Here is a 23,294-nt window from a genome sequence, read left to right as displayed (position 1 = left end):
ATGCTGGTTCGCACATGGTTCGCGATCATTGACCTACGACTGCGTACGGCGGCCTACGGCTGCCGTAGATCACTCAGCAGTGATCAAGGGATGCCCTGGTAGAGGGCTAGATGGCTGGTCAGGAAAGTGCCCCCGGCAGGATTCGAACCTGCGGCACCCGCTTTAGGAGAGCAGTGTCTCTCACTGCCGGATCTCCCCTTGACCTGCCGAAACGCATCTGTGGCTGTCGTCCCGGCTCTTGATCATTGCCTGCATATTGGGCGTCTCGCCTACGGGCGTTCCGTATGCCTTAGCGCTGACGTTGCTGCCATGTGCGATACCGTCGTCATCTCCCGTCGCCTGCAAGATCTCAATGGCCTGGAGTACATCCGTGACCGCGTGGTCGGACTGGTGGTCGACGCCCGGGTAGGTTCCCCCGTCGATCCAGATAGTCCGGAGACCCGCGGCGCGTCCGCCGGCGATGTCGGTGGTTAGGTTGTCACCGATCACCCAACCGCCCCCGGCGAGAGTCATGCCGCATCGCGCGGCCGCGATGCCGAACAGGGCGACATCGGGTTTGCGGATGCCCTCGACTCCCGACAGCGCGTAGGCATCGACTGCTTCGACAAGCCCTGTTTGCTGGATCTTCCCGAGCTGGTTGTCTGCCGTGCCGTTGGTCACGATCGCTACGCGCCACCCTGACGCCCGTAGCCGGGCCAGGCTGTCCAGAACTTCGGGCTTACAGCGCACGAGGTACGGCATGCGCCTCCGATAGCGGCTCCAAAGTTCCTCAACTGAATCTGGCAGTGTGAAGCGCTCACGGATCTTGGCAAAGAACACCTCTCGATGGGGGAAACCCTGGCGGTCAAGAGCGATCAGCCAATCGACCTCTTCGGACCCCAGGCCATGCGCGCCGGCGAACTCTTCGACCCATGCCCGGAACCCCTCGTCAAGGTCCACAAGGGTGTTGTCTAGGTCAAAGAGCGCGAGTCGTTGCACGGACCGATCGTAAGAGTGTGCGTGTCCGGGAGTCACGATCCCGATCGACCCCCGCCCCGGCCCCCGGACCTGACGGATTTAGCTCGGACGAGCATGGTTCCAGACAGGTCAATGCAGGTCAGCGGGTATACGCGGTCCACACTGAACGCCTCAGGATCACCCTGGACTGCAACCCAAACTGCAACCCTCGCGGTTGGGACCTTCCGTTTTCAGGAGTAGGCACCGTGATCGTCGACCTCTGCGTCATCGTTCTACCTTGGCTTGGAGTGATCGCTGACGCGTGGGTGAGTGAGCCGGCGTGCGGCTGGGTTGATGTATCGGAGCGCGTTGGAAGAGCTAGGACAGTTCACGCGGCGACGGCCCTCGCATGCTGATCACCTGTCGCCGTCGTCCCACCCGTCAGAAGGGCCGGTTAGGGTCAGAGCCCAGGTGGAGCGGGTGATGGGGATCGAACCCGCGTTGTCAGCTTGGGAAGTCCTTCATGATCAAATCGCTGCGAAAACGTTGACCTGGGCCTCTGGGGGCGAGTCACCGTGAATCCCCCCGGTTTCCCGCTGCTCGCCAACCGAACGGGCACGCAACGGGCACGCGTCTGGTGTGCCACTGAGCTTCCTGATCAGCCAGGGCTTTGATCTGCTCGGCTTGTCCCAAGTCGATGGCGCGTGGGGTGATCCGATCCTCTACATCGGCCATCTATGGATAGAGATGATGCGCGATCCCAATTTTCACTCCAGAGCTGGAGCGCTACCCGTCTGAGGCGCATTCTCGCGAGAGATGCGGATACTTGTCGTTGGTCATACCTGCACTGGCTATGCTTGGTCCCACCTGTCCACTCTAGGCTGAGGGGTTTCTGTTGTCAGAGGCGCTGTGGGGCAAGCTAATTGACGTAATCCCGTCCCTGCTTTGGGTCCTGTTCGCCTTAATTGCGTTTTTCGCGTTACGAAGACCCTTTATGGAGAAGATTGTGCCGCGCATCTCGACTATTGGAGCTTTAGGGGTAGAGATCACACTGACGGAGGTCGAGCGTCTGTTGAACAAGGCGGCAGAAAATACGGACAGTTCGGCGGATTCGCCACTTCCGGTCACTAGAACAGCGCGAAGAGCGGTCTTGCGGAGACTAGATCATGCTGCTGGATACTTAAAAGGCGGCAGGATCCTATGGGTCGACGATCTTCCTGTGAATAATGTGTACCTCACTGAGGTATTTCGGGAGCTTGGCATGAAAGTCGACCAAGTGACTTCGACGGACGAAGCGTTAAGCCAGCTGAATCGAGCCTCATATGACGTTGTGATCAGTGATGTTAATCGCGGTACCGATGGGCAGGCCGGTATCAAGATGCTGCAGGAGTTCAGAGATCGTGGAATCGATCTTCCTGTTCTTATCCATGCTGCTCGCTTCGATCCGCGACTAGGTGTCGATCCAATGATTTTCGGATACACGCCCTGGTATGACGAGCTCATTCACTATGTGATCGACGTGATGGAGCGGATACATTTGAGCGATGGTTATAACCGTGATGTCCGATATTATCGGATGGATCCTGGATCAGCTTGATTTCAATGGAGCGCATAATAATGTGGCTGTATCGCTCTTCGGGTCACGCGGTAGTCACTATTTCATTCGGCTATGGGCCGCGGATGAGGACTGATGTCCCGGGCCTTATCGTCTCCGACCTCTAAGACGGTTAGCCATATCATGGTGATCGACTTGCTGTGGCGGGTGCTTCGCGTGATTGGCGGCGCGGAGTTCCGTCGCCGGCCGGGACCGGCCGCACGCTTGGCCAGTAAAGCGGGAGTCGGGCCGTACAGCCTCGCGGAGCGCCGTCGCCTTGGTCACCACCGTGGATCGCCGAGGTCTGTGGCGGGTGTGCGCCTGGGGCTGCCTAAGATCGTGACGCCGGTCGGCATCTACTTCTTGACCTAAGCTTTCGTCTGTGAACGGTGACGGGAATCGAACCCGCGCTGTCAGCTTGGGAATTACATGGATCACGGCCCGTACAGGCGTTGACCTGGCCTTGGGGTCGCTCTTGAGTGACCGTGATTGCCCCCTCGTCGCCTTGCCTAATGGCACGCTGATGGCGCGACGATCAGCCCGTGACCTGGCAATACTCGCGCGGCGCGCACGCCTCCGCCTCCTGATCACCCCACGGCCTTGGTCTGCGCGGCTTGTCTCGGGTCGATGGCGGGCGGGGTGATCGGGCCCTACCTCAGCCAGCTACGGTTGGCCACGGTGAGTGAGCCTTTGACGATCACCCCGGAGCCGGAGCGCCCACGCCGGAGGCGTACCACCTTGAAATGTCAGTCGCTGTGAGTACCGTGCTTATCGTGCGCAAGTTCGCGGACGAGGGTATGCCGACCCACGAAGAGATCGCTCGATATTGGTATTGCCGGGCGCTTCCAGGTAGCGACTACATCCCCCTCATCGACCTTGGGGAGCCTGAGTGCTTTGCCTGTGGCTGGTGTCGCCAAGAGCAAGTCTCCTCGAAGGAGGCGTCGGCCAAGGTGTGGAAGGGGCTAGAGCGGGCCCACGTAGTGCCTCGTGCACTTGGAGGACCCGACAGCGTCGAGAACATCATCCTTCTCTGTCAGGCTTGCCACGAGAACGCGCCGGACACAGCTGACGCCGCTCGGTTCTGGCGATGGGTTGTTGATCACCCCAATAGCGGGGGTTTGGGCTACCTCTTTCACCTCTCGGGGCCACAAGATCCACGCGCCCGTAACTACACGGGGCCGCAGGCGAAAGACCTGAATGCGCTTGCCTCTCTACGGGCTGGTGAGCTCAAGGTTCTTGCAGAGATCTACGAGAACAACCCACCGGGAACTTTGCAGCAACGCCTGCATGAGGCAGTAAGGTCCATCGGTGGGGTATCGACCCATTGGGGAATCGGACTTTCATCCGGCACCGTCGCCGAGCTGCTGCGGGAGATAGTTCGGAGTGAACTCGCGTTGCGACAGAATCGGTTTGAAGAGTCGTGATGACCTTTGGCCGCGGCCCGAGCTGCCGGCAGCCGGGACCGGCCCCCAGGCCGCATGACCGGCCGCCGAGCGGACGCAGGGCCGCGAGGCGGCGCGGAGCGCCGCCGCTTGATGATCACACAAGAACAATTCGGCAGTTAACTACTGGCTTATGGTCCAGCCCAAGTCACTGCCACTTCCCACGGCTGAGCGCCTGCTTGCAAACGGGAGCCAGTCACGACGTAGTGAGCTACTCGCCCTGCTCGGATGTGCGTTGGCGGATGTGGGTGTGAGGTGGTGTGCGGCCCTGTTGCTGTACTTTCCTGCTGTACTTCTTGGTTGTCGTCACAGTCCTCAAAGGTCTTTATGTCGCCCGACCGGGTTGCCGAACTGCGTTTACAAGTCGGCCGAAGATCATATCCTGACGTCTCCCGATGCTCCCCGCGCCTGCTCAGGGTGCATCTTGCCTTGATCGTCTTCTCTAGGTGTCTACCGGCGTCCACGGACGTTGTTTAGCACCGGTGTTAGCAAGATCCTCGCAATCCCTGAGTCCCGTTCACTGAGACAGTCTCCCGCTCTGCATGGCCTGGATGACGTCGGCGACGACATGATCCGCACTGTGGTCATAATCAGACCATGTTTCCCGGTCGATCCAGACCGTACGCAGACCCGCCGCCCGGCCGCCGCCAATGTCGGCAACGGGGTGGTCCCCGACCATCCATCCCCCACGGGTAAGGCTCATGCCGCAGCGCTGGGCGGCGACCTCGAACAGACCGATGTCCGGCTTACGGACGCCTTCGATGCCCGATAGCGCGTAGCCGTCCACGACGTCAGCCAGCCCCGTTCGCTGGATCTTGCCGAGCTGGTTGTCCGCTGTCCCGTTGGTGACGATCGCCACCCGCCACCCTGACGCGCGGAGCTGGGATAGCCCGTCTTTCACCTCAGGCCGGCAGCGGACCAGAAAGGGCATGCGCGTACGGTAGCGGCTCCACAGTTGGTCGACCGACGCGGAAAGAGCGAAGTGCTCGCGTGTCTCGGTGAAGAAGACTTCCCGATGGGGGAAGCCGGCACGATCCAGGGCAAGGAGCCAATCAACCGCCTCGAGCCCAAGCTCATGTTCTTCGGCGAACTCCTCAGCCCACACCCGGAACGCTTCGCTCAGGTTGATGAGGGTGTTGTCCAGGTCAAAGAGTGCAAGCCGTTGCACATTGCCTTACCCTATGCGGGTGCGCCGAGGGTTGAGTGCCTGCTTGCAAACTGCAGGCAGCATCAAGGTCAGCGCCTCGTCGTCCAGCTCAAGCGTGTGATAGCGATTGATCGCGTACGGCGTGGTAAGCCTGTGTTGCTGTACTGCGGCTGCTGTACGAGCTGGCGCCATACCAGGGCATGACGCGGGCCTATCACGTCAGACACGACGCGATCCGCATCGTGATCGCCGCTCGGCGCGATGCCACAGTTGATCCATATGGTGCGTAGACCCGCGGCCCTCCCGTCGGCCACATCGGCGACGAGGTTGTCAACGAACCCGCTGAACAAGTGGCAGACCGGCTAGAAGTAGTGAATCCTGGTACTGCACTAGCCAGATCATCGCGAGGATCAAGGACAGTGGCTGAGAGTTTCTTATCCTTACAGGATCTTATCCGACGTAGACAACAGGCAGGATTCGTGGGCCGAGATGGGCAGTTAGCTCAATTTCGGGAGAACCTCACCATACCACTGAGCGATGCCCAGCGCCGTTTCATCTTCAACATCCACGGGAACGCGGGCGTTGGAAAGAGTTTTTTGCTTCAGCAATTAAGGCAAGCCGCAATCGAGCATGAGGGCGTGACGGCTTGCGTAAGTGAAAGTATTTACGGAATCCCTGATACGCTGGCAGCAATCGCAGCGGACTTCGCCTTACAAGGACAGCGCTTGAAAGCCCTGGAAAAACGTCTTGCTGTCTACCAGGAGCTTGTACGTGAGCTTGAGGCAGATCCTAATGCACCGCAGGAGGCAGGGACGTTTTTTACCCACACCGCCGTCAAAATCGGGTTGCACACTGCTAAGGGCATCCCTGTGGTTGGCTCTGTTGCTGAACTAATTGACGCCGACTCCCTTGCCGATCAAGCGAATAAGCTACGCATTTATCTTGGTCGCAAGTTTCGCAGCCATACGGATGTACAACTCTTACTATCTCCATCTGACGAGCTGACCCCTATATTCGTTGAGGAACTAGGAAAGCTCGCAAAGTCGAGTAGCCCGGTTTGCTTGTTTTTTGACACCTACGAGAGAACTTCACCCTTCTTAGATGGATGGCTGCTAGATCTGCTGAATAATCGGCATGGCGCCCTGCCTGGAAGTCTCGTAATCACGATTGCCGGACAGCTTCCCCTTGATCCGAATCGGTGGGCCGCGTACTTAGATGTCATTGCCGACATTCCTCTCGCGCCATTCACCGATTTGGAAGCTCGTCAATTGCTTTCCAGAAGAGGAGTCATGGATGATCGTGTCATCGAGGTAATCCTTGATCTCTCTGGGCGGTTACCCTTGCTGGTGGCGATGCTTGCCGAGAATCGGCCTGCTGATCCTGGCGATGTGGGTGATCGTAGCGGGGATGCGGTGGAGCGATTCCTGAAGTGGGAGGACGATCCGTCTCGGCGTGCGTTGGCACTTGCGGCTGCGCTTTCTCGTCGCTTTAACCAGGATGTGGTTGGCTTGCTCGCCGATGATGTTGAGACGCGTGATGCGTTTAACTGGCTGCGCCGCATGCCGTTTATTACCGACAAGACGGGCGAATGCCACTATCATGATGTGGTTCGCGCATCTATGATCAGATTGCAATATCGTCAGTCTCCGCAATCCTGGATAAAAATCCATATCAGACTGGCCGAAGGATACAAAGATTGGTGCGAGCAGCTTGGGCTACCTGATGACGAGGGCTGGAACAATGACAGTTGGGCGAGTCATACATTAGAGCAGGCTTATCACCGGCTGTGCGCGAGCCCTTCTGGTGCCCTATTCAGCGTGCTGGAGCAGGCCGTTTTTGCTTGTCGAATTGGTAATTCCTTAGCCCGGCGCTGGGCTGAAATGATCATGCAGGCAGGTGTTGATACTGGCGATGGAGATCTTCGCTCTTGGGGCAAGCGATTGTGTGATAGCCTGCCAGCTACTAGTAGCGGCACGACAGATTTCCTCACCGAGTTGATCAACAACGCCAACCTCTCCCAGAAGACTAGGGCGATTGCCCTCGCTCAACGTGGCTGGCAGCAGTACCGTTCCGAAAATGAAGATGCTGCTGTTATTGATTTCAACCGAGCTATCGAACTCGACTCCGAGTATGTCTGGGCCATTGCACGCCGCGGCGAGACCTACCGGTGGATGGGGCGCCATGAGGCCGCCCTCGCGGACTTCAACCGCGCTATCGAACTCGACCCTGAATACGCGTGGGCCATCGCCAGCCGGGGTGAGACCTACCAGGCCATGGGGCGCCATGAAGCCGCCCTCGCGGACTTCAACCGCGCTATCGAACTCAACCCCACAAGCGATTGGGCCATCGCCAGCCGCGGCCTGACCTACCGGTGGATGGGGCGCCATGAGGCCGCCCTCGCGGACTTCAACCGCGCTATCGAACTCAACCCCACAAGCGACTGGGCCATCGCCAGCCGCGGCCTGACCTACCGGTGGATGGGGCGCCATGAGGCCGCCCTCGCGGACTTCAACCGCGCTATCGAACTCGACCCTGAATACGCGGGGGCCATCGCCAGCCGGGGTGAGACCTACCAGGCCATGGGGCGCCATGAAGCCGCCCTCGCGGACTTCAACCGCGCTATCGAACTCAACCCCACAAGCGACTGGGCCATCGCCAGGCGCGGCCAGACCTACCAGGCCATGGGGCGCCATGAGGCCGCCCTCGCGGACTTCAACCGCGCTATCGAACTCGACCCTAACTACGCGGGGGCCATCGCCAGCCGCGGCCAGACCTACCAAGCCATGGGGCGCCATGAGACCGCCCTCGCGGACCTCAACCGCGCTATCGAACTCGACCCTGAATACGCGTGGGCCATCGCCAGCCGCGGCCAGACCTACCAAGCCATGGGGCGCCATGAAGCCGCCCTCGCGGACCTCAACCGCGCTATCGAACTCAACCCCACAAGCGACTGGGCCATCGCCAGGCGCGGCCAGACCTACCAGGCCATGGGGCGCCATGAGACCGCCCTCGCGGACTTCAACCGCGCTATCGAACTCAACCCCACAAGCGACTGGGCCATCGCCAGCCGGGGTGAGACCTACCGGTTGATGGGGCGCCATGAGGCCGCCCTCGCGGACCTCAACCGCGCTATCGAACTCGACCCTGAATACGCGTGGGCCATCGCCAGCCGCGGCCAGACCTACCAAGCCATGGGGCGCCATGAGACCGCCCTCGCGGACCTCAACCGCGCTATCGAACTCGACCCTGAATACGCGTGGGCCATCGCCAGCCGCGGCCAGACCTACCAAGCCATGGGGCGCCATGAAGCCGCCCTCGCGGACTTCAACCGCGCTATCGAACTCAACCCCACAAGCGACTGGGCCATCGCCAGGCGCGGCCAGACCTACCAGGCCATGGGGCGCCATGAAGCCGCCCTCGCGGACTTCAACCGCGCTATCGAACTCAACCCCACAAGCGATTGGGCCATCGCCAGCCGCGGCCTGACCTACCGGTGGATGGGGCGCCATGAGGCCGCCCTCGCGGACTTCAACCGCGCTATCGAACTCGACCCTAACTACGCGGGGGCCATCGCCGGCCGAGGTGAGACCTACCGGTTGATGGGCCGCTATGAGGAAGCGCTAGCCGATCTGAACAAGGTGATTGAGTTTTATCCCGACCTGGACTGGGCGATCACCTACCGTGGCAGAACCTATCGCCAGATGGGGCGCCATGAGGAAGCGCTGGCTGATTTTAACTGTGCCGCGGACCTTGACCCTGAGTACGCCGAGCCGCATTATGAGCGGGCGGTTGTATACCTGCTGCTCGCTGACCGAGACCGTGCTCATGCAGCACTCCACCAAGCAATTGATCTAGGCACCCAGGACATCGCTTGCAGGGGTGCAACGTTGCCACGCTTATTCGATCTTGCGCTCTACCAAGCAGCCCTCGGCGCCGCCGAACAGGCCAAGATCCTCTGGGCCCAAGCCGTCACACTGCCCCACGCTGCGGCGTACATTCGCTGTACTGCCCTCGATCAACTCCGCGACCTCCAGAGAGTCATCCCCGTTAGCGCCCACCTCACTGAACTATCCCAGCTTCTTGCCACCTACGGCTCAGCCGACTGACCCCTCGATCTCATCCTGAAGGTTTGAGAGGACTGATGAAGCGCTACGAGTCTTTCCCGGATGAGCTGCGGGGCGTCACCATGGCTACCCGATGGCAAGGCCTCTCGAAGAGGGCCGCGGCAGCCGATCGCCGCAACCCGTATGGCGAGAGACCGAAGTGAGCGATCGTCACGGCGTTACGTGACTTCTGGCGGTCTTGCGGGCGCGCGGGGCGGTGCGTGCCCGGACCGGCCGAAGAGCCGCAGCCGGGCACGCTTGCCGACCGGCGCGCCCGGCGGGCCGCGCAGCGGGCCGCTTTAAAGACGTGAAGAAAGTCCTCATCCTGTTCAGGTCGATGGCCTGATGCTGGACACCATGCAGCTTGATCCTCTTAGCTGGGCGCTAGCGCCGCTGCGCACTTTTCTCGGAGCTCGGCGATGGGCTTTCGACATCCGAGCAAGCCCAGATATTGGGTTACCGTCCAGGTAGTGAGGTGCCCGAAGCGGGACAGGTAGAGCCCTACCTGCTCGATGCAGTAGCGGTCGTCGTAGTCCAGGAGGACGTACCCGATCAGCTGGTAGAACTCCTCGCGACCCAGCGTGGCTTTGATCTTGGCCTTGATGTCCAGTAGTAGGCCGCCGATGATCAGATCGGCGTCGGCTCCTCCGACGTCCACTGAGCCGGCGAATGTCGGTCCGGCGTGTACTTCCTTGGGGGCATGCGTTGCGCGGAGCTTGGCTAAGGCCGAGATGGCTACCCCTGCTTGTGCGGCCAGGTCCTCGACGGCGTACGCGGGTACCGCTGCCAGGAGTTGGTCCACAGTCATATCTGGGCTGGCATCTCCCAGCGGCGTGCCCGGCCATAGGCGCCCTGTCCGGTAGATCTCCTCGAACCAGGCCATGGCATAGCAGAGACGGCTTAGTCGTGCCTCGGCGTGCTCGGAGAGCAGACCGGGATGCGACCGATCATGAGGACGTTCTTCGCTGAGTAGTTCTGCCAGCGTCTCACACAGCGCCGTGCCCGTTGCGTATATAGCGCCGCAGGCGGTCGGATCGGCCAAATGGACCGCGAGCTCCATGCCACCCTGTACGGCGCCGGACGGGGTGACCTGGTCGATGAACGCGTAGCGGATCCGATGATCGATCGCAGCACCTAAGGTTCCCCATGCCGGCCTGACACCTGGCTGGGCAGACGGACGAAGTGCGCTGCTGTCCGCAGGACGAGTTGAGCGGTAGCTTGCCGAGAGTTCTCGCAGGGCCGGTAACTCCGCTGCTACGAATCGGCTAAACAGGCTATGGCGGTCATCGAGGTTCGACGTAAGCGACATAGCGTAACGGTAACCGCTTAGATACTTTCAGTTATGCAGTTTGCCGAAATGACGCAACTGACGAGCATGCTCGGCATGAGCTGCACCGGACATTCAGGTCATTGATGCGGTGGCTCTTGACGCTGGCCCGCCTCAGTGACGAACGACCCCATGCCGGGTTCGGTGTGGATGAGGCCGTCCGCCCGTAGTGCTCGCATGACCTTCTGGGCGGTGGCGTTGGCGATGCCGAACTCTTCGATGATGGTGATGAGTGAGGGGATGCGTTCGCCCGGCTTGTATTGGCCGGTGAGGATACGTTCGCGCATGATCGCGTGGACCTGGCGCCACCTGGGCTGATTCGGTTTCAGCTCGATCATGTCGGCAACCGTAGGAAGCTGTGGCGCGCTTGGCGATGGACAGCGCGCTATAGCGCGCTATGGCTTTCCGTGCTTATGATGCGCGCATGGATGCACCGGAGCGGGACTCCGTCCGCGGGGTACAGGCTGATGTCCTTCGGCGGCTGGATCTGAGTACGCCGAGCGTGGCGCGGATGTACGACTACTACCTAGGCGGGAAGGACAACTTCCTGGTTGATCGGGAGTGTGCTGAGGAGGTGATCCGCAAGGCGCCGCATGTGCCGTTCATGGCGCGGTCTAACCGTGAGTTCTTGCGGCGGGTGGTGCGGTACCTGGCGCAGGAGTGCGGGGTGCGGCAGTTCCTCGACATCGGGACGGGGTTGCCGACTCAGGAGAACGTGCATCAGGTGGCGCAGCAGGTCGATCCGCGGGCTCGGGTGGTGTACGTCGACAATGACGCGTTGGTGCTGGTGCACGCTCAGGCGTTGCTCGCCGAGAATCCCAACACGCTGGCGATGGGTGGTGATCTGCGCCGGCCGCGGGACATCTTGGATGATCCGCATGTCCGGGGGGTGATCGATTTTCGTGAGCCGGTGGCGGTGCTGTTGTGCGGCGTCTTGCACTTCATCCCCGATGAGGTCGACCCGTACGGGATCGTTGAGACGCTGGTCGGCGGAGTTGTTTCGGGGTCGTATCTGGTGGTGTCTCATGCTGAGCGGCATGGGGACCTGGTGCCGGTGACGGCGGCGTATGACCGGGCGAGTGCGCCGGCGGTGCTGCGGTCGTTGCCGGAGATCGCGGGGTTCTTCGACGGTCTGGAGCTGGTGGAGCCGGGGGTGGTGTACCTGCCGCTGTGGCGGCCGGACTGGGCGGTGTTCACCGAGGATCTGCGGGTGCGTGCCTATGGCGGGGTGGGGCGGAAGTCATGACCTCGGGGCAGGGACCTGCGAAGCATCCCGCGATCGTGGCTGCTTACCGGTTGCGGCATGCTCTGGAGTCGCATGGCATCGCGGCGGACGTCAACGAGGGTGACGGGATCGCCCTGGTGTCGGTGTGGCATGACCTGCTGGTGTGGTGCGGCCCCTGCTTCCTGTGGTGGGCCGGTGAGGTCTCGCCGACCAACGGCCGCAACGTCTACCGCTACAGCCCGGCCAACGACCCGGTCACGGCGGCTCGCCGTATCGCGGCGCGGTACGACCAATTGCGCCGGATCACTCCAGCGGACGTGCCGGCCCCACGTTCCGGGCATCCCCTGTGACGCTCATGCTCGACGGTCGATTATCCACGTGCGAGGACAGCGGTTCTCCGGCCGCGGACTGTGATCATGTGCCTGTGTGCTGGACCTTCATCTGGCCGTACGGCGGGAGCATTCCCGGTGGGGCCATGTGCCGGGACTGCCGGACGTGGTGGCGGTTGGAGCTCATCCCGCCGGCTGTGCTCCAGCGTCTTCCCGGTGGGGTGGCTCCTGGTGAAGGGGACGGCGGGTGAGTGCGCTGAATGCCTGGGCTATCTCGCCGGCGGCCTGCTTGGGGCTGATGCGGTCGGTGTGGAGGCGTAGGTGAAAGAAGCCGTCGTCGGTGTGGGCTTGGAGGTCGGCCAGTGTTTCGTCCCATGCGGTGAGGCGCGCGGCGGTGTCGGCGTCGCCGCGGTGGCGGGAGCGTTGTTCGCAGACCTGGCGGGGTACCCACAAGAGGACGCGCAGCCAGGGGTCTCGGCCGACGAGGTGGCGCAGGTCGGGGATGTTGCCGATGTGTGCGACGGGGATGTGTCCGGCGGCGGTCATGGTGTCGATCTCGGCGCGGTCGATGGCGTAGGTGTTGCCGTACCGGTGGGTCTCGGCGATGGTGCGGCCGGCCTGGCGCAGCTCGTTGAGGCGCGCGGCGGTGACGAGGTGGTATTCCTCGGCGCGGCCGGTGCCGACTTTGAGTTTGCGCAGCAGGTGGAATCGGGGGTCGATGTGGTGAAGGGCTGTGGTGGTCGTGCTTTTGCCGCTGGTGGGTGGGCCGTACAGCACTACGCCGTTAGGGGGTGGGGTCATGTGAGGATGCGCTTCAGTGCGTCGCGGGTCTGGTCTGCGAGGCTGATGGCGGCGCCGAGTCGGTTGTCCACGGTCAGGTGTGCGGTGGCCGGTGGGTTGTCGACGTCCAGGCCGGTCACGTACTGGTCCCAGTTCGCCAGTTTCCAGGCGTCACGTGCGGCGGCGCGGAACTCGATGTATTCGCGCATGGATTCGGGGTCGCAGCGTACCCAGATCGCGGCCAGGTCGATGCCTTTGGCGGCGCATCGGTTCTCCAGGCGGGTGAACCATGCCTCGTCGCGGAGTTCGGCGATGAAGGGGGCCGACAGGATCGCCGAGGTGCCGCAGTTGAGGTTGTCCCATGCGGTTTCCATCAGGCACCGGTACTCCAGTGGGCGGACCTCGGTCAGGTACAGCTCGGTGTGCCGGTCGTTGGCGTCGCTGCCGAGTGAGAGCAGCAGGCGTTCGGCCATGCTGCGGGTGATCGAGTCCTTGTCCAGGAAGGCCCATCCGGTGATGTCGGACAGGAAGCGGGAGAACTCGGTTTTCCCTGATCCGGCGTATCCGCCGACCAGGACGAGGATCGGTCTGGGGTCGCCTGCGCCGTGGCGGCGGCGCCATGCGTCGACCACGCGTTCACGTAGTGCGGCTTGGGGTGAGTCGTCGTCCTTGATGCCGTCGACCGTGACTTTGGTGAATGTCTCCTCGATGACCTGGGCCGCGGCGTTGTCGGCGGCGGGGTCGGAGGGTGCGGGCAGTTCGGAAATCACGATGTCGGCTTTCTGTGATTCTCCGGGCAACGGCAGGCGGAATCCCAGTTCGGGTTCGGTGGCCTGGTACATGAGGCAGTAGGCGCGGCGGTAGTGCGGTCCGGGGTAGATGGTCCCGTTCTCGTGTCCCCACAGCGTTTGGAAGTTGGCGGCGGGGACGGCCAGGCTATGCCGTGTGGCGGTCTCGCGTAGCTTGTCGCCGGCGCTTTCGAGGGTGAGGCCGTGGGCTTCGCGGTGCTCCCGTAACGTCGCGGGGGTCCAGCCTTGGCGCCGGGTCGTCTTCAAGTGCGTTCCTTCACGTTCACGCTCGGGGGACGGCGGGACTGTTCGGCTGTGCATGTGAAAACGCTCGTGTAAACCGCTGATGAGACGGCGTGATGAAGCTTAGCTAGGGCCTCGTGATACAGAAAAGCCGCTGATCACGGTGAACTTAAGGCATCCCACAAGGACACGAGATGCCGGGGAGGTCACTGTGAACAACGGCACTGAGCGCGACGTCGCCGAGGAACTCGCCGCGATCCATGCGGAGCTGGAAGAGCTCACGTGCCGCGTCGGTCAGATCGTCTCGGCTCTTGGAAGACGGCCGTCTCAAGATCGGCGAGACGCTTGCCGAGATCACCGAGAACCGCCCTGATCTCGGACAGCTGGTCAAGGATCTCCCCATGGCCGTCCTTCGCGGGCTGGTCGGCCGGCGGCCGGTCGCGGACGAACACCCCTTTGCCCTGCTGGCCGATCACGTGGCCTTCGGTTCTGAGCACGCTGATGGCTGCTTTGACCACGCTCGCCGACACCTCGTAGCGCTCGCAGAGCTCTCGGATGGACGGCAGCGCCTGGCCGGCGGGCAGAGCGCCGGAGCTGATCTGCGCGCGTAGGTCGTCGGCTATCTGCAAATAGCCGGGCCGGCCGGTGTTCTGGACCATCGCTCTCCTTCGCTCCCCTCAAGTTCACCACGCTTCAACCCTCTCGCCAACCAAGCGCCCATAGAACGCATTGACAACTTAGAATTCCAAGTGTTCCATGAGGTCTAGGCATCCACTCTCGAAAGGACCCCCTTCGTCATGCGCACCATCCCGATCCCCGTCGACACCTCCCGGCTCAACTTCACCTGCGTGAAGCCCGCACGTCCCCGCCTGGTCAACCGGGACACCGGCGAGATCAAGCGCGACAAAGACGGCAAGATCGTCTACGAAGTCACCGTCTCGGTCGAAGACGCCTTCGGCCGACTGGAACTGCTCAAGATCGGCACGAGCGTTGAGCCGGACATCTCCGCCGGCGACGAGGTGACCCCGGTCAACCTGGTCGGCTACGTCTGGGAACAGATGATCGGCGGCGCGGCCCGGTGGGGCATTGCTTACAAGGCCGCGGACTTCATCCGCACCGCACCCGGCATGTCCACCGAGGTGGCCTGATGAACCTCCTCGACGTCATCCCCCGGCCGGCGCTCATCGCGCTCGGCGTCCTGGTCGCGCTGCGCTTGTGGCGGCGGCTGGCCCCGGTCTCGTACTGGTACCTGATCGGCTTCCCGGTCAAGGCGGTACGGCTGCGCTGGACCTGGCGGCACATCGCCTCCGGCTGCGGCCTGACCAAGAAACGTCACCGCTGGTGGTTCACCACCGTTCCCGGCCTGGTCGCCTCGACCGGCGTCGTGAAGGTCAAGCGGCGCTTCCAGCGGGTCGCCGTCGACACCAAGCCATGGATGAAACTCCCCCGGCCCCTGCGGCACGGCTGGCGCGTCACCTTCCACCTGCTCGACGGCCAGGTGCCCGACGATTACGCCAAGGTATGCGAACGGCTCGCGCACGCCTGGCGGGTGGAAGCGGTCCGCGTCGTCGGCTCCCGTCCCGGCCGCGTGACCTTACAGGCCTCCGTCCGCGACCCTCTGACCAACGTCCAACCGGCCACACCCTGCGATGACCCCCCATCGGGGTGGACGGCGGCCGACCTGCTGCGGCCGGTGGTCGGCGTACTGGAGTCCGGCGCATCGTGGTCCCTGGACTTCCGGCTCATCCCCCATTGGATGAACGTCGGCGCCACCCAATCGGGTAAGTCGAACCTGATCAACGCGCTGATTGTCGCGCTGGCACGGCAACCGGTCGCCCTTGTCGGGTTCGACCTCAAAGGCGGCGTCGAGTTGTCCCCCTACGCGCCGCGGCTGTCGGCCCTGGTCACCAACCGCACCGACGCCGTCAAACTGCTCGCCGAACTGATCGGCATCATGGGCCTGCGCATGCTGGCCTGCCGCGAACATGGTGCCCGCGACATCTGGCAACTCCCCGACGCCCTGCGGCCTATCCCTGTGGTGATCCTGGTCGATGAGCTGGCAGAGCTGTTCCTGACCGCCGACAAGGCCGAAAAGGACGAGGTCACCAAGACCGCAACCGCACTGCTGCGCATCGCCCAGCTCGGCAGGGCCTTCGGGATCCACCTGCTGCTGTCGGGGCAGCGCATCGGCTCCGACCTCGGCCCCGGCGTGACCGCACTACGCGCTCAGATCGGCGGACGCATCTGCCACCGCGTCAACGATCCCGAAACCGCCGTGATGACCCTCGGCGACCTTGACCCCGACGCACTGGTAGCCGCCCGGTCCATCCCACCCGGCATGCCCGGTGTCGCGATCGTCACCGGCGCCGACGGCCGATGGTGCCGTGCCCGCTCCGGCTACGTCTCCACCGCCGCGGCCGAGCAAGCCGCTTGCGCCTTCGCGGACCGGACGCCGTCCTGGGACCAGATCAAAGCAAGCGGCCTGGGCCACGAACTCGACAGCACCGATCAGCCCCAGATCGCGGCCTGAACGGAGGACATCACCGATGAACGCACCGCGCGGACGACTGGCCCGGCTGGGGCGGTGGCTGCTGGACTCCGGACCGGTGGCCGTCGTCGCCCTGATCGCCGGCGCGGGCTCCTTCACCCACATCCGCGACACCGCCACCGAACACGGGCAAACCGGCTGGATGGCCTGGGCCGTCGCCGTCTGCGTCGACCTCACCTGCGTCATGGCGGCACGCGAACGTCAGCGCGACAAGCGCACCGGCCGCACCCGTACCGGCCTGATCTCCTGGCCCGCGCTCGTCCTGGCCGGCGGCATCGTGCTGTCCCTGGCGGCCAACCTCGCCCAAGCACACCCCTCGGTATGGGGCTGGGTCACCGCGGCAACCCCCGCCATGGCGTTCCTGGTCGCGGTCTCCATGCTCGAACGCCGCACCGTCCCGCACCGCTCGTCCCCGTCCCCCATGGCCGTACCGGAACCGGTACCCGTCCCGTCCTCGACGACCGTCCCCGTCCCCGCCTCGTCCTCACAACCGGTACCGGCAGTAGTACCGCCGTACTCGGCCGTCCCATCAGCGGCGCCTGCCGTCCCTGGTCAGGACGAACCCCACAGCGGTCAGGACGAACCCGCGCCGGCCCCCGGCGGCCTGCTCGACTACGCGCGGCGCGTCGCCGACGACCACCACGCCAGAAACGGCCGACCCATCACCCGAGACACCCTGCGCGCTCGGCTCGGTGTCTCCAACCAACTCGCCACCGAACTCCTGCGGCAACTACGCAACGCCCCCGACCCCGCCTGACCCGATAGGACCCCCGCCATGACGCACACCCCCGACCGCCTGGCCTACATCAACAGCCTGCGCGACCTCGCCGACTTCCTCGACACCAACCCCGACATCCCCCTCCCTGACGGCACCCTGACCGCCACCTACTACCCCCGCGGCACCGACGAGGAGATCTGCGACCAGGTCACCCACGTCGCCCGCCTGATGAGCGCCGACATCAACGCTCACGACCTGGTGTACGGCCACGTCTCCACCAGCGTCTCCTTCGGCCTAGCCGAATACAAGGCCGTAGGGATACTCGCCGCCGCCCGTGCCCGCTGGGACGCGCGCCGCAGCTACGCCGACAGCATCACCCTCAACCCCACCACGCGCCAGACGGTCACCGTCGAAAACAACATCGCCGTCATCCGCCACCACTGCGGCACCTGCGGCGGAACCGGCGTCGACAGCCTGGCGCAGACCTGCCGCGACTGCGACGGAACCGGAATCGACAACCACGGGGCCTGACCGCCCCGGCGCCCCCGGCGTGGCCACACAACCGCCAAGTTCCGCGCCACGTCGGGGGCCATCCCCACCGATCCAGCAAGAACCGGAAGGAACACGCCCCATCATGCCCAACCCCCGCGCTCAGCACGCGGTAACCGGCATCATCACCCGACTCCACGACCCCCAATACGACCGCTGGGCCGCACAGATCCGCGCCACCGGCGGATGCCGCCAACCCATCCACCTACGCGGCCGAGTCCGCCACATCGACCCCGCCACCGGCAACGTCCTGCACACCTACAGCACCAACACCGAACCCGGCGGCGTCCTGCGCGTCCCCTGTAAAACGCGTCGCGCGTCCCGCTGCCCCGCCTGCGCCGAGACCTACCGCGCAGACACCTACCACCTCATCCGCGCGGGCCTGGCCGGCGGCAAAGGCGTCCCAGACTCAGTCATCGCACACCCGGCGCTCTTCGTCACCCTCACCGCACCCTCCTTCGGCCCCGTCCACACCCGACACGAACACAACGGCAAGGTCCAGCCCTGCCACCCGCGCCGCGACGCCACCCCCTGCCCCCACGGCCGCGTCATCTCCTGCACCGCTCGGCACGGCGACCAGGAAACCCGCCTCGGCGAACCCCTGTGCTCCGACTGCTACGACTACGCCGCGAACGTCCTGTTCAACGCACTGGCCCCTGAGCTGTGGCGCCGTTTCACCCTCGCCCTACGCCGCCACCTCGCCAAGCTCCACGGCCTGACCCTCAAGACCCTCGGCGAACACCTGGTCATCTCCTTCGCCAAAGTCGCCGAGTATCAGCGCCGCGGCGTCGTCCACTTCCACGCCGTCATCCGCCTCGACGGCCCCGACGGCCCCCACACCCCTCCACCGGCCTGGGCCAACCACGACACCCTGACCCAAGCCGTCCGACACGCGGCCAGAGCCGTCAGCGTCCCGGTCCCCGCGCTGCGCGGTGAGCCCTCCCGGACCCTGCGCTGGGGCACCCAGCTCGATATCCGGCCCATCACCACGCACGGAGACCTGACAGACCAAGCCGTCGCGGGCTACATCGCCAAGTACGCCACCAAAGCCGCCGAATGCGTCGGCACCGTCGACCGGCGCATCACCTCCCCCGACGAGCTGACCAGCCTGCGCCTCCGCGAACACCCCCGACGCCTCATCGCCGAATGCTTCCGCCTGGCCCAACTCGACCGCCTCAACGAACTACGCCTCGCCCAATGGGCCCACATGCTCGGCTTCCGCGGCCACTTCTCCACCAAATCACGCCGCTACTCCACCACCCTCGGCGCACTACGAGCCGCCCGTACCGACCACATGCGCGACGAGGAGATCACCACCGGACGGCTACCCCTGTTCGACGAGGACACGGTCCTCGTCGTGGCGCACTGGGAGTACGCCGGTAAGGGCCTGACTGAGGGGGAACAGGTCCTCGCTTCGTACCTGACCGGACGGCCTGAGCCTGCTACGTCGGCATTCGTGGAGGTTGGCCCGTGAACCGCCGGGACGAACTCATGCCCTTGCCTCAGGTGCTTGAAGAGCTGGGCGGTATCTCTCGCCGGACGTTCTACCGCTGGCGTGAGCTGGGCCGCGCACCCGTCTGCGTGAAGCTGCCGAATGGTGATCTGTTGGTCCGGCGCAGCGACTTCACGGTGTGGCTTGAGTCCCGGCGGGAGGCCGCGTGAACTCCAGCTATGACGTGAAGTTCTTCGAGATCTACCGGAACCAGTCGAGTAAGACGCCGTCCTACGTCGCGCGCTGGTCGGTCGCCGGCCGCCGGACGTCGAAGACGTTCCGGACCAAGGAACTCGCCAACAGTCACATGCGTGACCTTCGGCTGGCTGCGAAGAATGGCGAGGCGTTCGATATCGACACTGGGCTACCCGAGTCGATGCTGGCACGTGAGCCGAACCAGAGCGGCCCTACCTTCCTGATCTTCGCGCAGCGGTTCATAGCCCAGCGATGGAAGACATCAGCGGCCCGAACGAGGGAGACGGACGTCTATGCCCTGTTGGCCTTGGTTCCGGCCCTGGTGAAGGACCTGCCCGGCCGACCTGATGTCGATGACATGCGCAGAGTCCTCCGGGAGTACTACCTGCTTCCGGACGAGCGGCGTGGAGAGCTGCGGGCCGCGCAAGCCCCGGTTCTACGCTGGCTCGAAACGGCGTCGCTGCCTCTGGCTGACCTCGAACAGGCGCGCGTGATCCGGCTCGGCCTCGATGCGATCTCCGTTACCTTCAAGAGGGAGAGGGCGGCGGCGAACACGGTCCTACGTAAGCGAGAGGTCTTTCACCATCTCCTCGAACTGGCCGTGGAAGAGAAGATGTTCGGCGTCAATCCGCTTGACGGCGTCAAGTGGACGCCTCCGGAAGCGGTGGACGCGGTTGACCCCCGGACGGTGGTCAACCCTCATCAGGCTCGGGCACTGCTCGATGCCGCGCCTCGTGTCGGCCGGACGCGCGGGGCTCGGATGCGGGCGATGTACGCGTGCATGTACTACGCCGCACTTCGTCCGGAAGAGGCCGCGGGCCTCAAGCGAGCGAACTGCGACCTGCCGCGGGAGGGATGGGGGCTGCTCACCTTGGAGGCGGCACGGCCTTTCGCCAACAAGCGCTATACCGACTCGGGCGCGGCGCACGACGATCGCGGTCTGAAGCACCGGGCGGACAAGGACACGCGGCCGGTGCCGATTCCTCCGGCTCTGGTGAAGATCCTGCGCGAGCACCTCGAAGAGTTCGGCGTGGCCAGCGACGGCAGGCTGTTCGCCACGAGCAAGGGCGGCCTCTACACCAACTCGGCGATCTCCCGCGTGTGGAAGTCGGTACGCAAGCAGGCCTTCACCCCTGAGCAGGTACTCTCTTCTTTGGCGGCTACGCCGTACGACCTTCGACACGCGGCCGTCTCCCTCTGGCTCGCCTCCGGCGTCGCCCCTACTGAGGTCGCCAAGCGGGCGGGCCACAGCGTAGAGGTCCTACAACGCGTGTACGCGAAGGTGATCGACGGACAGAGGGAACTAGCGAACTCCAAGATCCTGAACGCTCTGAACGAGTGATCGCGAGCGGTTGCGGAATGGCCTCGGGTTTACCCCCGGGGCCATTCGCATTTCTGGGCTGACCTGGCGAAACGTCTCCAAGATCATTGCACGTATATTGCACGGGTGCTGACATACGACTGCCTACGGCTGCATGTCGCTGCTCTCGCCTGTCTCTGTCCTGTCGCCTATTCCTGGCAATAGGCGCAGGTCAGGCAGTGAATCGCAAGGTCAACTCGGTGCCCCCGGCAGGATTCGAACCTGCGGCACCCGCTTTAGGAGAGCGATGGTCACACGGCATGCAGATATGTCATGAGCTGCGAGAACGCCCGACCCATACCACACCTTGAACAACATCGTCCCGCGCATGTCCCGCACCGTGAGGCACGGTCGCCACGTTACTCGGTGCAAGCAGTCCCCAGACCAGGGCCGCTAGGTCCGAGCACCGGAGTCCGCGCGGCAACCGATCACCACCACTCCATGAGGCAGTGATCAACGGGCCGGATTCAACGCCCGGAAAAGGTCTTCGTGGAGACGTTCCTTTAAGGAGACGGGGTCGTCGGTCTGCTCGTGCGCAATGCGAATCGTTCGAACCCCACAGCGGTTCCAATGCCGGTCGCGGTCCTCGTCGTCTGCCTTGCGGGTACGGCCGTAATGGTGCGGGCCGTCGACTTCGATGACGACGGCGCGGCCGTTGCCGAGAACCGTGAAATCAGGGCTGCGTACACCCGCGTCACGAAGCTTGGCGGAGGCAAGTGGCAGGATGGCGATCGAGCTCCGCGGAGGACTGTCCCGTTGAATCGCGCAGAGGACCTTGTAGACGACAAGTTCGGCCCGGCTGCCAAAAACCAGGTTGTCCAGTGTTGGGTATCCCTCGCCAACTGCTCTCTCGCGTCGCGCCTGATTGTTGGCAGTAGGCGTGGCGGCTACTTGCCGCCAGTTTTCTGACACCGGAGGAAGCGGGAGAAGGGCGGCCTCGACCACCAGGGAAAAGACATCGGCGCGTTCCAGTCGCTCAAGCACGGTGCCTAGGTGCTGCCAGATCAGATCCCGCACTGCCGGGGTGAACTCAGGGACGAGAACGGGGTCTACGGTGAGTACAGCCTGGTAGCTGGCGTCCCTCCAGTTGTCGCCGGGGATCGGATGGAAGAAGCCACCGTCACGGCGCAGGGTGAGAGTCGCGTCGCAAAGCAGATCGCGGGCCAGTCCGTGACCGTCCGCATCGAGAAGATGATGCGCTTGACCGAGAACGAGATCGAGTTTGCTGGCGTCATCATCCCGGAGTGGCAAAGGGATTACTGGGCTAGCAGGCTTGCCTGTCGCGACTGGAGCGTAGATCGGCCGACCCGACAAGAACTCATGAGCCCGTAGGACCCAGCCATCTGGAATGAGAAGCCGGTTCAGCTCGTCGACCTGCCGGGCGGCCCGGTCCACATCAGGTTGCACCTCGGGATGAACTACCCGTGCCAGGAAGGCTAGGAGGACCTCGTCAGGGCCGTCGAGAAGCTGGAACCGCGAGTCTTCGAAGATCCATTCGTCCTCCCAGTCAAGATTGTTCATCCGATGCTGGATGATGTCGCGGCGCGCTGTCGCGTATCGAGAATCGTTTGAGGGCAACGCGTCCAGGTCGTAGAGACTGTCCAGGAAGGCGATCTCATCGAGACGCCCCCACCATGCGCCGTCCATGCCATGTAGGTAGTCAAAGACGTCGCGTCGAGTCACCCCTGTGATCCTGGTCTGATGGTCATGGGCAGACGGAGTGGAAGGCTGTGCCATGCATCTATGATGGACTTGCATTAGCCCGTCTATCGACCGGTTCTCTGTGACACCTGTGCGGGCTAGTTGTGGGCCTCGGTGTGGTCGGTGGCGGTGTCGGATCCGGTAGCTCCTCGGCGAAACACGAGGGCCTGCGGCTCGCCGGCCCCGCCGGGCTTATCCTCAGCGACCGGTGGGTAGAGGCGGGAAACTACGCGATGGGAGGTCTCCATCAGCGGAAGAGCCGCTGCGTAGGTCAGGTACAGGACTGCGGACGGGTGTGAGAGACTGTTCCGCAATTCACGGCCATAATCGATCAAGTCGCGATCGGCTTCGTCGGGCTCACGGTTGAGTAGTCCAAGAGAGACGGCTCGTTGGAAGAGATTGTTCCAAGCAAGTGGTGCGCCTCGCCTATCAACGCCGGACGCTCCGCTGTCCACGATCCTCTGCCGTAATGCAGCCTCGACAGCATGAAGCGATGAGAGCACGCCGTCACTTAGAAGTTCGCGCCCAACCAAGCTGCAGAGGACGGCGATACGGCTCTTACGGAGCAAGTTACTAATGTTTCCTGGGGTTGTCGGGGTAACTACCCACGTAGCAATCACGTCTTGGAGTACAATTTGGGTGATGTGCCGAGGTAAGCCTGCGTTGTCGAGGCCATAGCACATGCCAGATGTCTCAGGGTCTCTGGGGAAGACAACAAAGCTGTTCACCCACCCAGTATGGGGTCGTAGTGGCCGTCAGTTATCCGCTTCCTGAGTCTCTCCGGGGCCAAGAGCGTTGTGCACATCGCAAAGCGGTT

Annotated in this window: 21 protein-coding genes; 13 read left to right on the top strand and 8 right to left on the bottom strand. The window is 63.5% G+C overall.

The features are described from left to right. Nucleotides 1-180: 180 nt before the first annotated feature. Nucleotides 181-978, bottom strand: coding sequence for an HAD-IA family hydrolase (locus BJ992_RS29570; RefSeq protein ID WP_184986571.1), 798 nt, complete (start codon nt 976-978; stop codon nt 181-183). A 597-nt stretch (nt 979-1,575) separates the two neighbouring features. Here BJ992_RS29570 and BJ992_RS29565 point away from each other — a divergent pair. The 3 genes from BJ992_RS29565 (at nt 1,576) to BJ992_RS29555 (ending at nt 3,954) form a co-directional block, all read left to right on the top strand. Continuing rightward, entirely contained in the window at nt 1,576-1,734 is a 159-nt protein-coding gene (locus BJ992_RS29565; RefSeq protein ID WP_184986569.1) for a hypothetical protein, read from the top strand. A 97-nt stretch (nt 1,735-1,831) separates the two neighbouring features. Beyond that, the gene (locus BJ992_RS29560; RefSeq protein ID WP_221475031.1) at nt 1,832-2,533 is read left to right on the top strand and encodes a response regulator; all 702 of its coding nucleotides are present in this window, start codon (nt 1,832-1,834) and stop codon (nt 2,531-2,533) included. Nucleotides 2,534-3,303: 770 nt separating this feature from the next. Then, on the top strand, nt 3,304-3,954 hold the full coding sequence (locus BJ992_RS29555) for an HNH endonuclease (RefSeq protein WP_184986567.1): 651 nt from the start codon (nt 3,304-3,306) through the stop codon (nt 3,952-3,954). Between the two features lie 535 nt (nt 3,955-4,489). Here BJ992_RS29555 and BJ992_RS29550 read toward each other — a convergent pair. After that, on the bottom strand, nt 4,490-5,140 hold the full coding sequence (locus tag BJ992_RS29550) for an HAD-IA family hydrolase (protein WP_184986565.1): 651 nt from the start codon (nt 5,138-5,140) through the stop codon (nt 4,490-4,492). Nucleotides 5,141-5,598: 458 nt separating this feature from the next. Between BJ992_RS29550 and BJ992_RS34445 the strand changes: the two genes are divergently transcribed. Next, nucleotides 5,599-9,225, top strand: coding sequence for a tetratricopeptide repeat protein (locus tag BJ992_RS34445; protein WP_184986563.1), 3,627 nt, complete (start codon nt 5,599-5,601; stop codon nt 9,223-9,225). Nucleotides 9,226-9,595: 370 nt separating this feature from the next. On the opposite strand, the gene BJ992_RS29540 is transcribed toward BJ992_RS34445, so the two are convergent. Continuing rightward, nucleotides 9,596-10,282: a hypothetical protein gene (locus BJ992_RS29540; RefSeq protein ID WP_184986561.1), complete on the bottom strand. Its 687-nt coding sequence runs from the start codon at nt 10,280-10,282 to the stop codon at nt 9,596-9,598. 347 nt (nt 10,283-10,629) lie between these two features. Next, nucleotides 10,630-10,887, bottom strand: a complete 258-nt coding sequence (locus BJ992_RS29535; RefSeq protein ID WP_184986559.1) for a GntR family transcriptional regulator — start codon at nt 10,885-10,887, stop codon at nt 10,630-10,632. 86 nt (nt 10,888-10,973) lie between these two features. Here BJ992_RS29535 and BJ992_RS29530 point away from each other — a divergent pair, with 86 nt between their 5' ends. Then, entirely contained in the window at nt 10,974-11,795 is an 822-nt protein-coding gene (locus tag BJ992_RS29530) for an SAM-dependent methyltransferase (RefSeq protein ID WP_184986557.1), read from the top strand. A gap of 35 nt (nt 11,796-11,830) precedes the next feature. Further along, nucleotides 11,831-12,124: a hypothetical protein gene (locus BJ992_RS29525; RefSeq protein ID WP_184986555.1), complete on the top strand. Its 294-nt coding sequence runs from the start codon at nt 11,831-11,833 to the stop codon at nt 12,122-12,124. A gap of 162 nt (nt 12,125-12,286) precedes the next feature. Here BJ992_RS29525 and BJ992_RS29520 read toward each other — a convergent pair whose 3' ends face one another. From BJ992_RS29520 to BJ992_RS29510, 3 genes are all read right to left on the bottom strand, one after another. Continuing rightward, nucleotides 12,287-12,904, bottom strand: coding sequence for a nucleoside/nucleotide kinase family protein (locus BJ992_RS29520; RefSeq protein WP_184986553.1), 618 nt, complete (start codon nt 12,902-12,904; stop codon nt 12,287-12,289). Next, nucleotides 12,901-13,938 carry a P-loop nucleotide/nucleoside kinase family protein gene (locus BJ992_RS29515; RefSeq protein ID WP_221475030.1) on the bottom strand — a complete coding sequence of 346 codons (1,038 nt, stop codon included), beginning with the start codon at nt 13,936-13,938 and terminating at the stop codon, nt 12,901-12,903. Before BJ992_RS29515 ends, BJ992_RS29520 begins: the two co-directional genes overlap by 4 nt. Nucleotides 13,939-14,192: 254 nt before the next feature. Continuing rightward, nucleotides 14,193-14,573 (bottom strand): winged helix-turn-helix domain-containing protein, encoded by a 381-nt coding sequence (locus tag BJ992_RS29510; RefSeq protein ID WP_184986549.1) that lies wholly within the window; start codon nt 14,571-14,573, stop codon nt 14,193-14,195. Between the two features lie 138 nt (nt 14,574-14,711). Between BJ992_RS29510 and BJ992_RS29505 the strand changes: the two genes are divergently transcribed. From BJ992_RS29505 to BJ992_RS34040, 7 genes are all read left to right on the top strand, one after another. Continuing rightward, nucleotides 14,712-15,062, top strand: a complete 351-nt coding sequence (locus tag BJ992_RS29505; RefSeq protein ID WP_184986547.1) for an SCO3933 family regulatory protein — start codon at nt 14,712-14,714, stop codon at nt 15,060-15,062. After that, nucleotides 15,062-16,444: an FtsK/SpoIIIE domain-containing protein gene (locus BJ992_RS29500; protein WP_184986545.1), complete on the top strand. Its 1,383-nt coding sequence runs from the start codon at nt 15,062-15,064 to the stop codon at nt 16,442-16,444. Before BJ992_RS29505 ends, BJ992_RS29500 begins: the two co-directional genes overlap by 1 nt. Nucleotides 16,445-16,460: 16 nt before the next feature. Next, the gene (locus BJ992_RS29495; protein WP_184986543.1) at nt 16,461-17,219 is read left to right on the top strand and encodes a DUF2637 domain-containing protein; all 759 of its coding nucleotides are present in this window, start codon (nt 16,461-16,463) and stop codon (nt 17,217-17,219) included. Between the two features lie 18 nt (nt 17,220-17,237). Next, nucleotides 17,238-17,711: a hypothetical protein gene (locus tag BJ992_RS29490; protein ID WP_184986541.1), complete on the top strand. Its 474-nt coding sequence runs from the start codon at nt 17,238-17,240 to the stop codon at nt 17,709-17,711. 103 nt (nt 17,712-17,814) lie between these two features. Then, nucleotides 17,815-19,203 carry a replication initiator gene (locus BJ992_RS29485; RefSeq protein WP_184986539.1) on the top strand — a complete coding sequence of 463 codons (1,389 nt, stop codon included), beginning with the start codon at nt 17,815-17,817 and terminating at the stop codon, nt 19,201-19,203. Beyond that, nucleotides 19,200-19,391, top strand: coding sequence for a helix-turn-helix transcriptional regulator (locus BJ992_RS29480; RefSeq protein WP_343072925.1), 192 nt, complete (start codon nt 19,200-19,202; stop codon nt 19,389-19,391). The genes BJ992_RS29485 and BJ992_RS29480 overlap by 4 nt, the downstream gene beginning before the upstream one ends. Continuing rightward, nucleotides 19,388-20,758 carry a tyrosine-type recombinase/integrase gene (locus BJ992_RS34040; RefSeq protein WP_184986537.1) on the top strand — a complete coding sequence of 457 codons (1,371 nt, stop codon included), beginning with the start codon at nt 19,388-19,390 and terminating at the stop codon, nt 20,756-20,758. Before BJ992_RS29480 ends, BJ992_RS34040 begins: the two co-directional genes overlap by 4 nt. A 471-nt stretch (nt 20,759-21,229) precedes the next feature. Here BJ992_RS34040 and BJ992_RS29470 read toward each other — a convergent pair whose 3' ends face one another. Beyond that, nucleotides 21,230-22,459, bottom strand: coding sequence for an AbiJ-related protein (locus BJ992_RS29470; protein ID WP_221475029.1), 1,230 nt, complete (start codon nt 22,457-22,459; stop codon nt 21,230-21,232). Nucleotides 22,460-23,294 lie beyond the last annotated feature (835 nt).

It is taken from the genome of Sphaerisporangium rubeum (genome assembly GCF_014207705.1).
GTDB classification, from domain to species: Bacteria; Actinomycetota; Actinomycetes; order Streptosporangiales; family Streptosporangiaceae; genus Sphaerisporangium; species Sphaerisporangium rubeum.
Note: the sequence above shows the minus strand (reverse complement) of the source record. Positions and strands in the feature narration are given on the sequence as shown.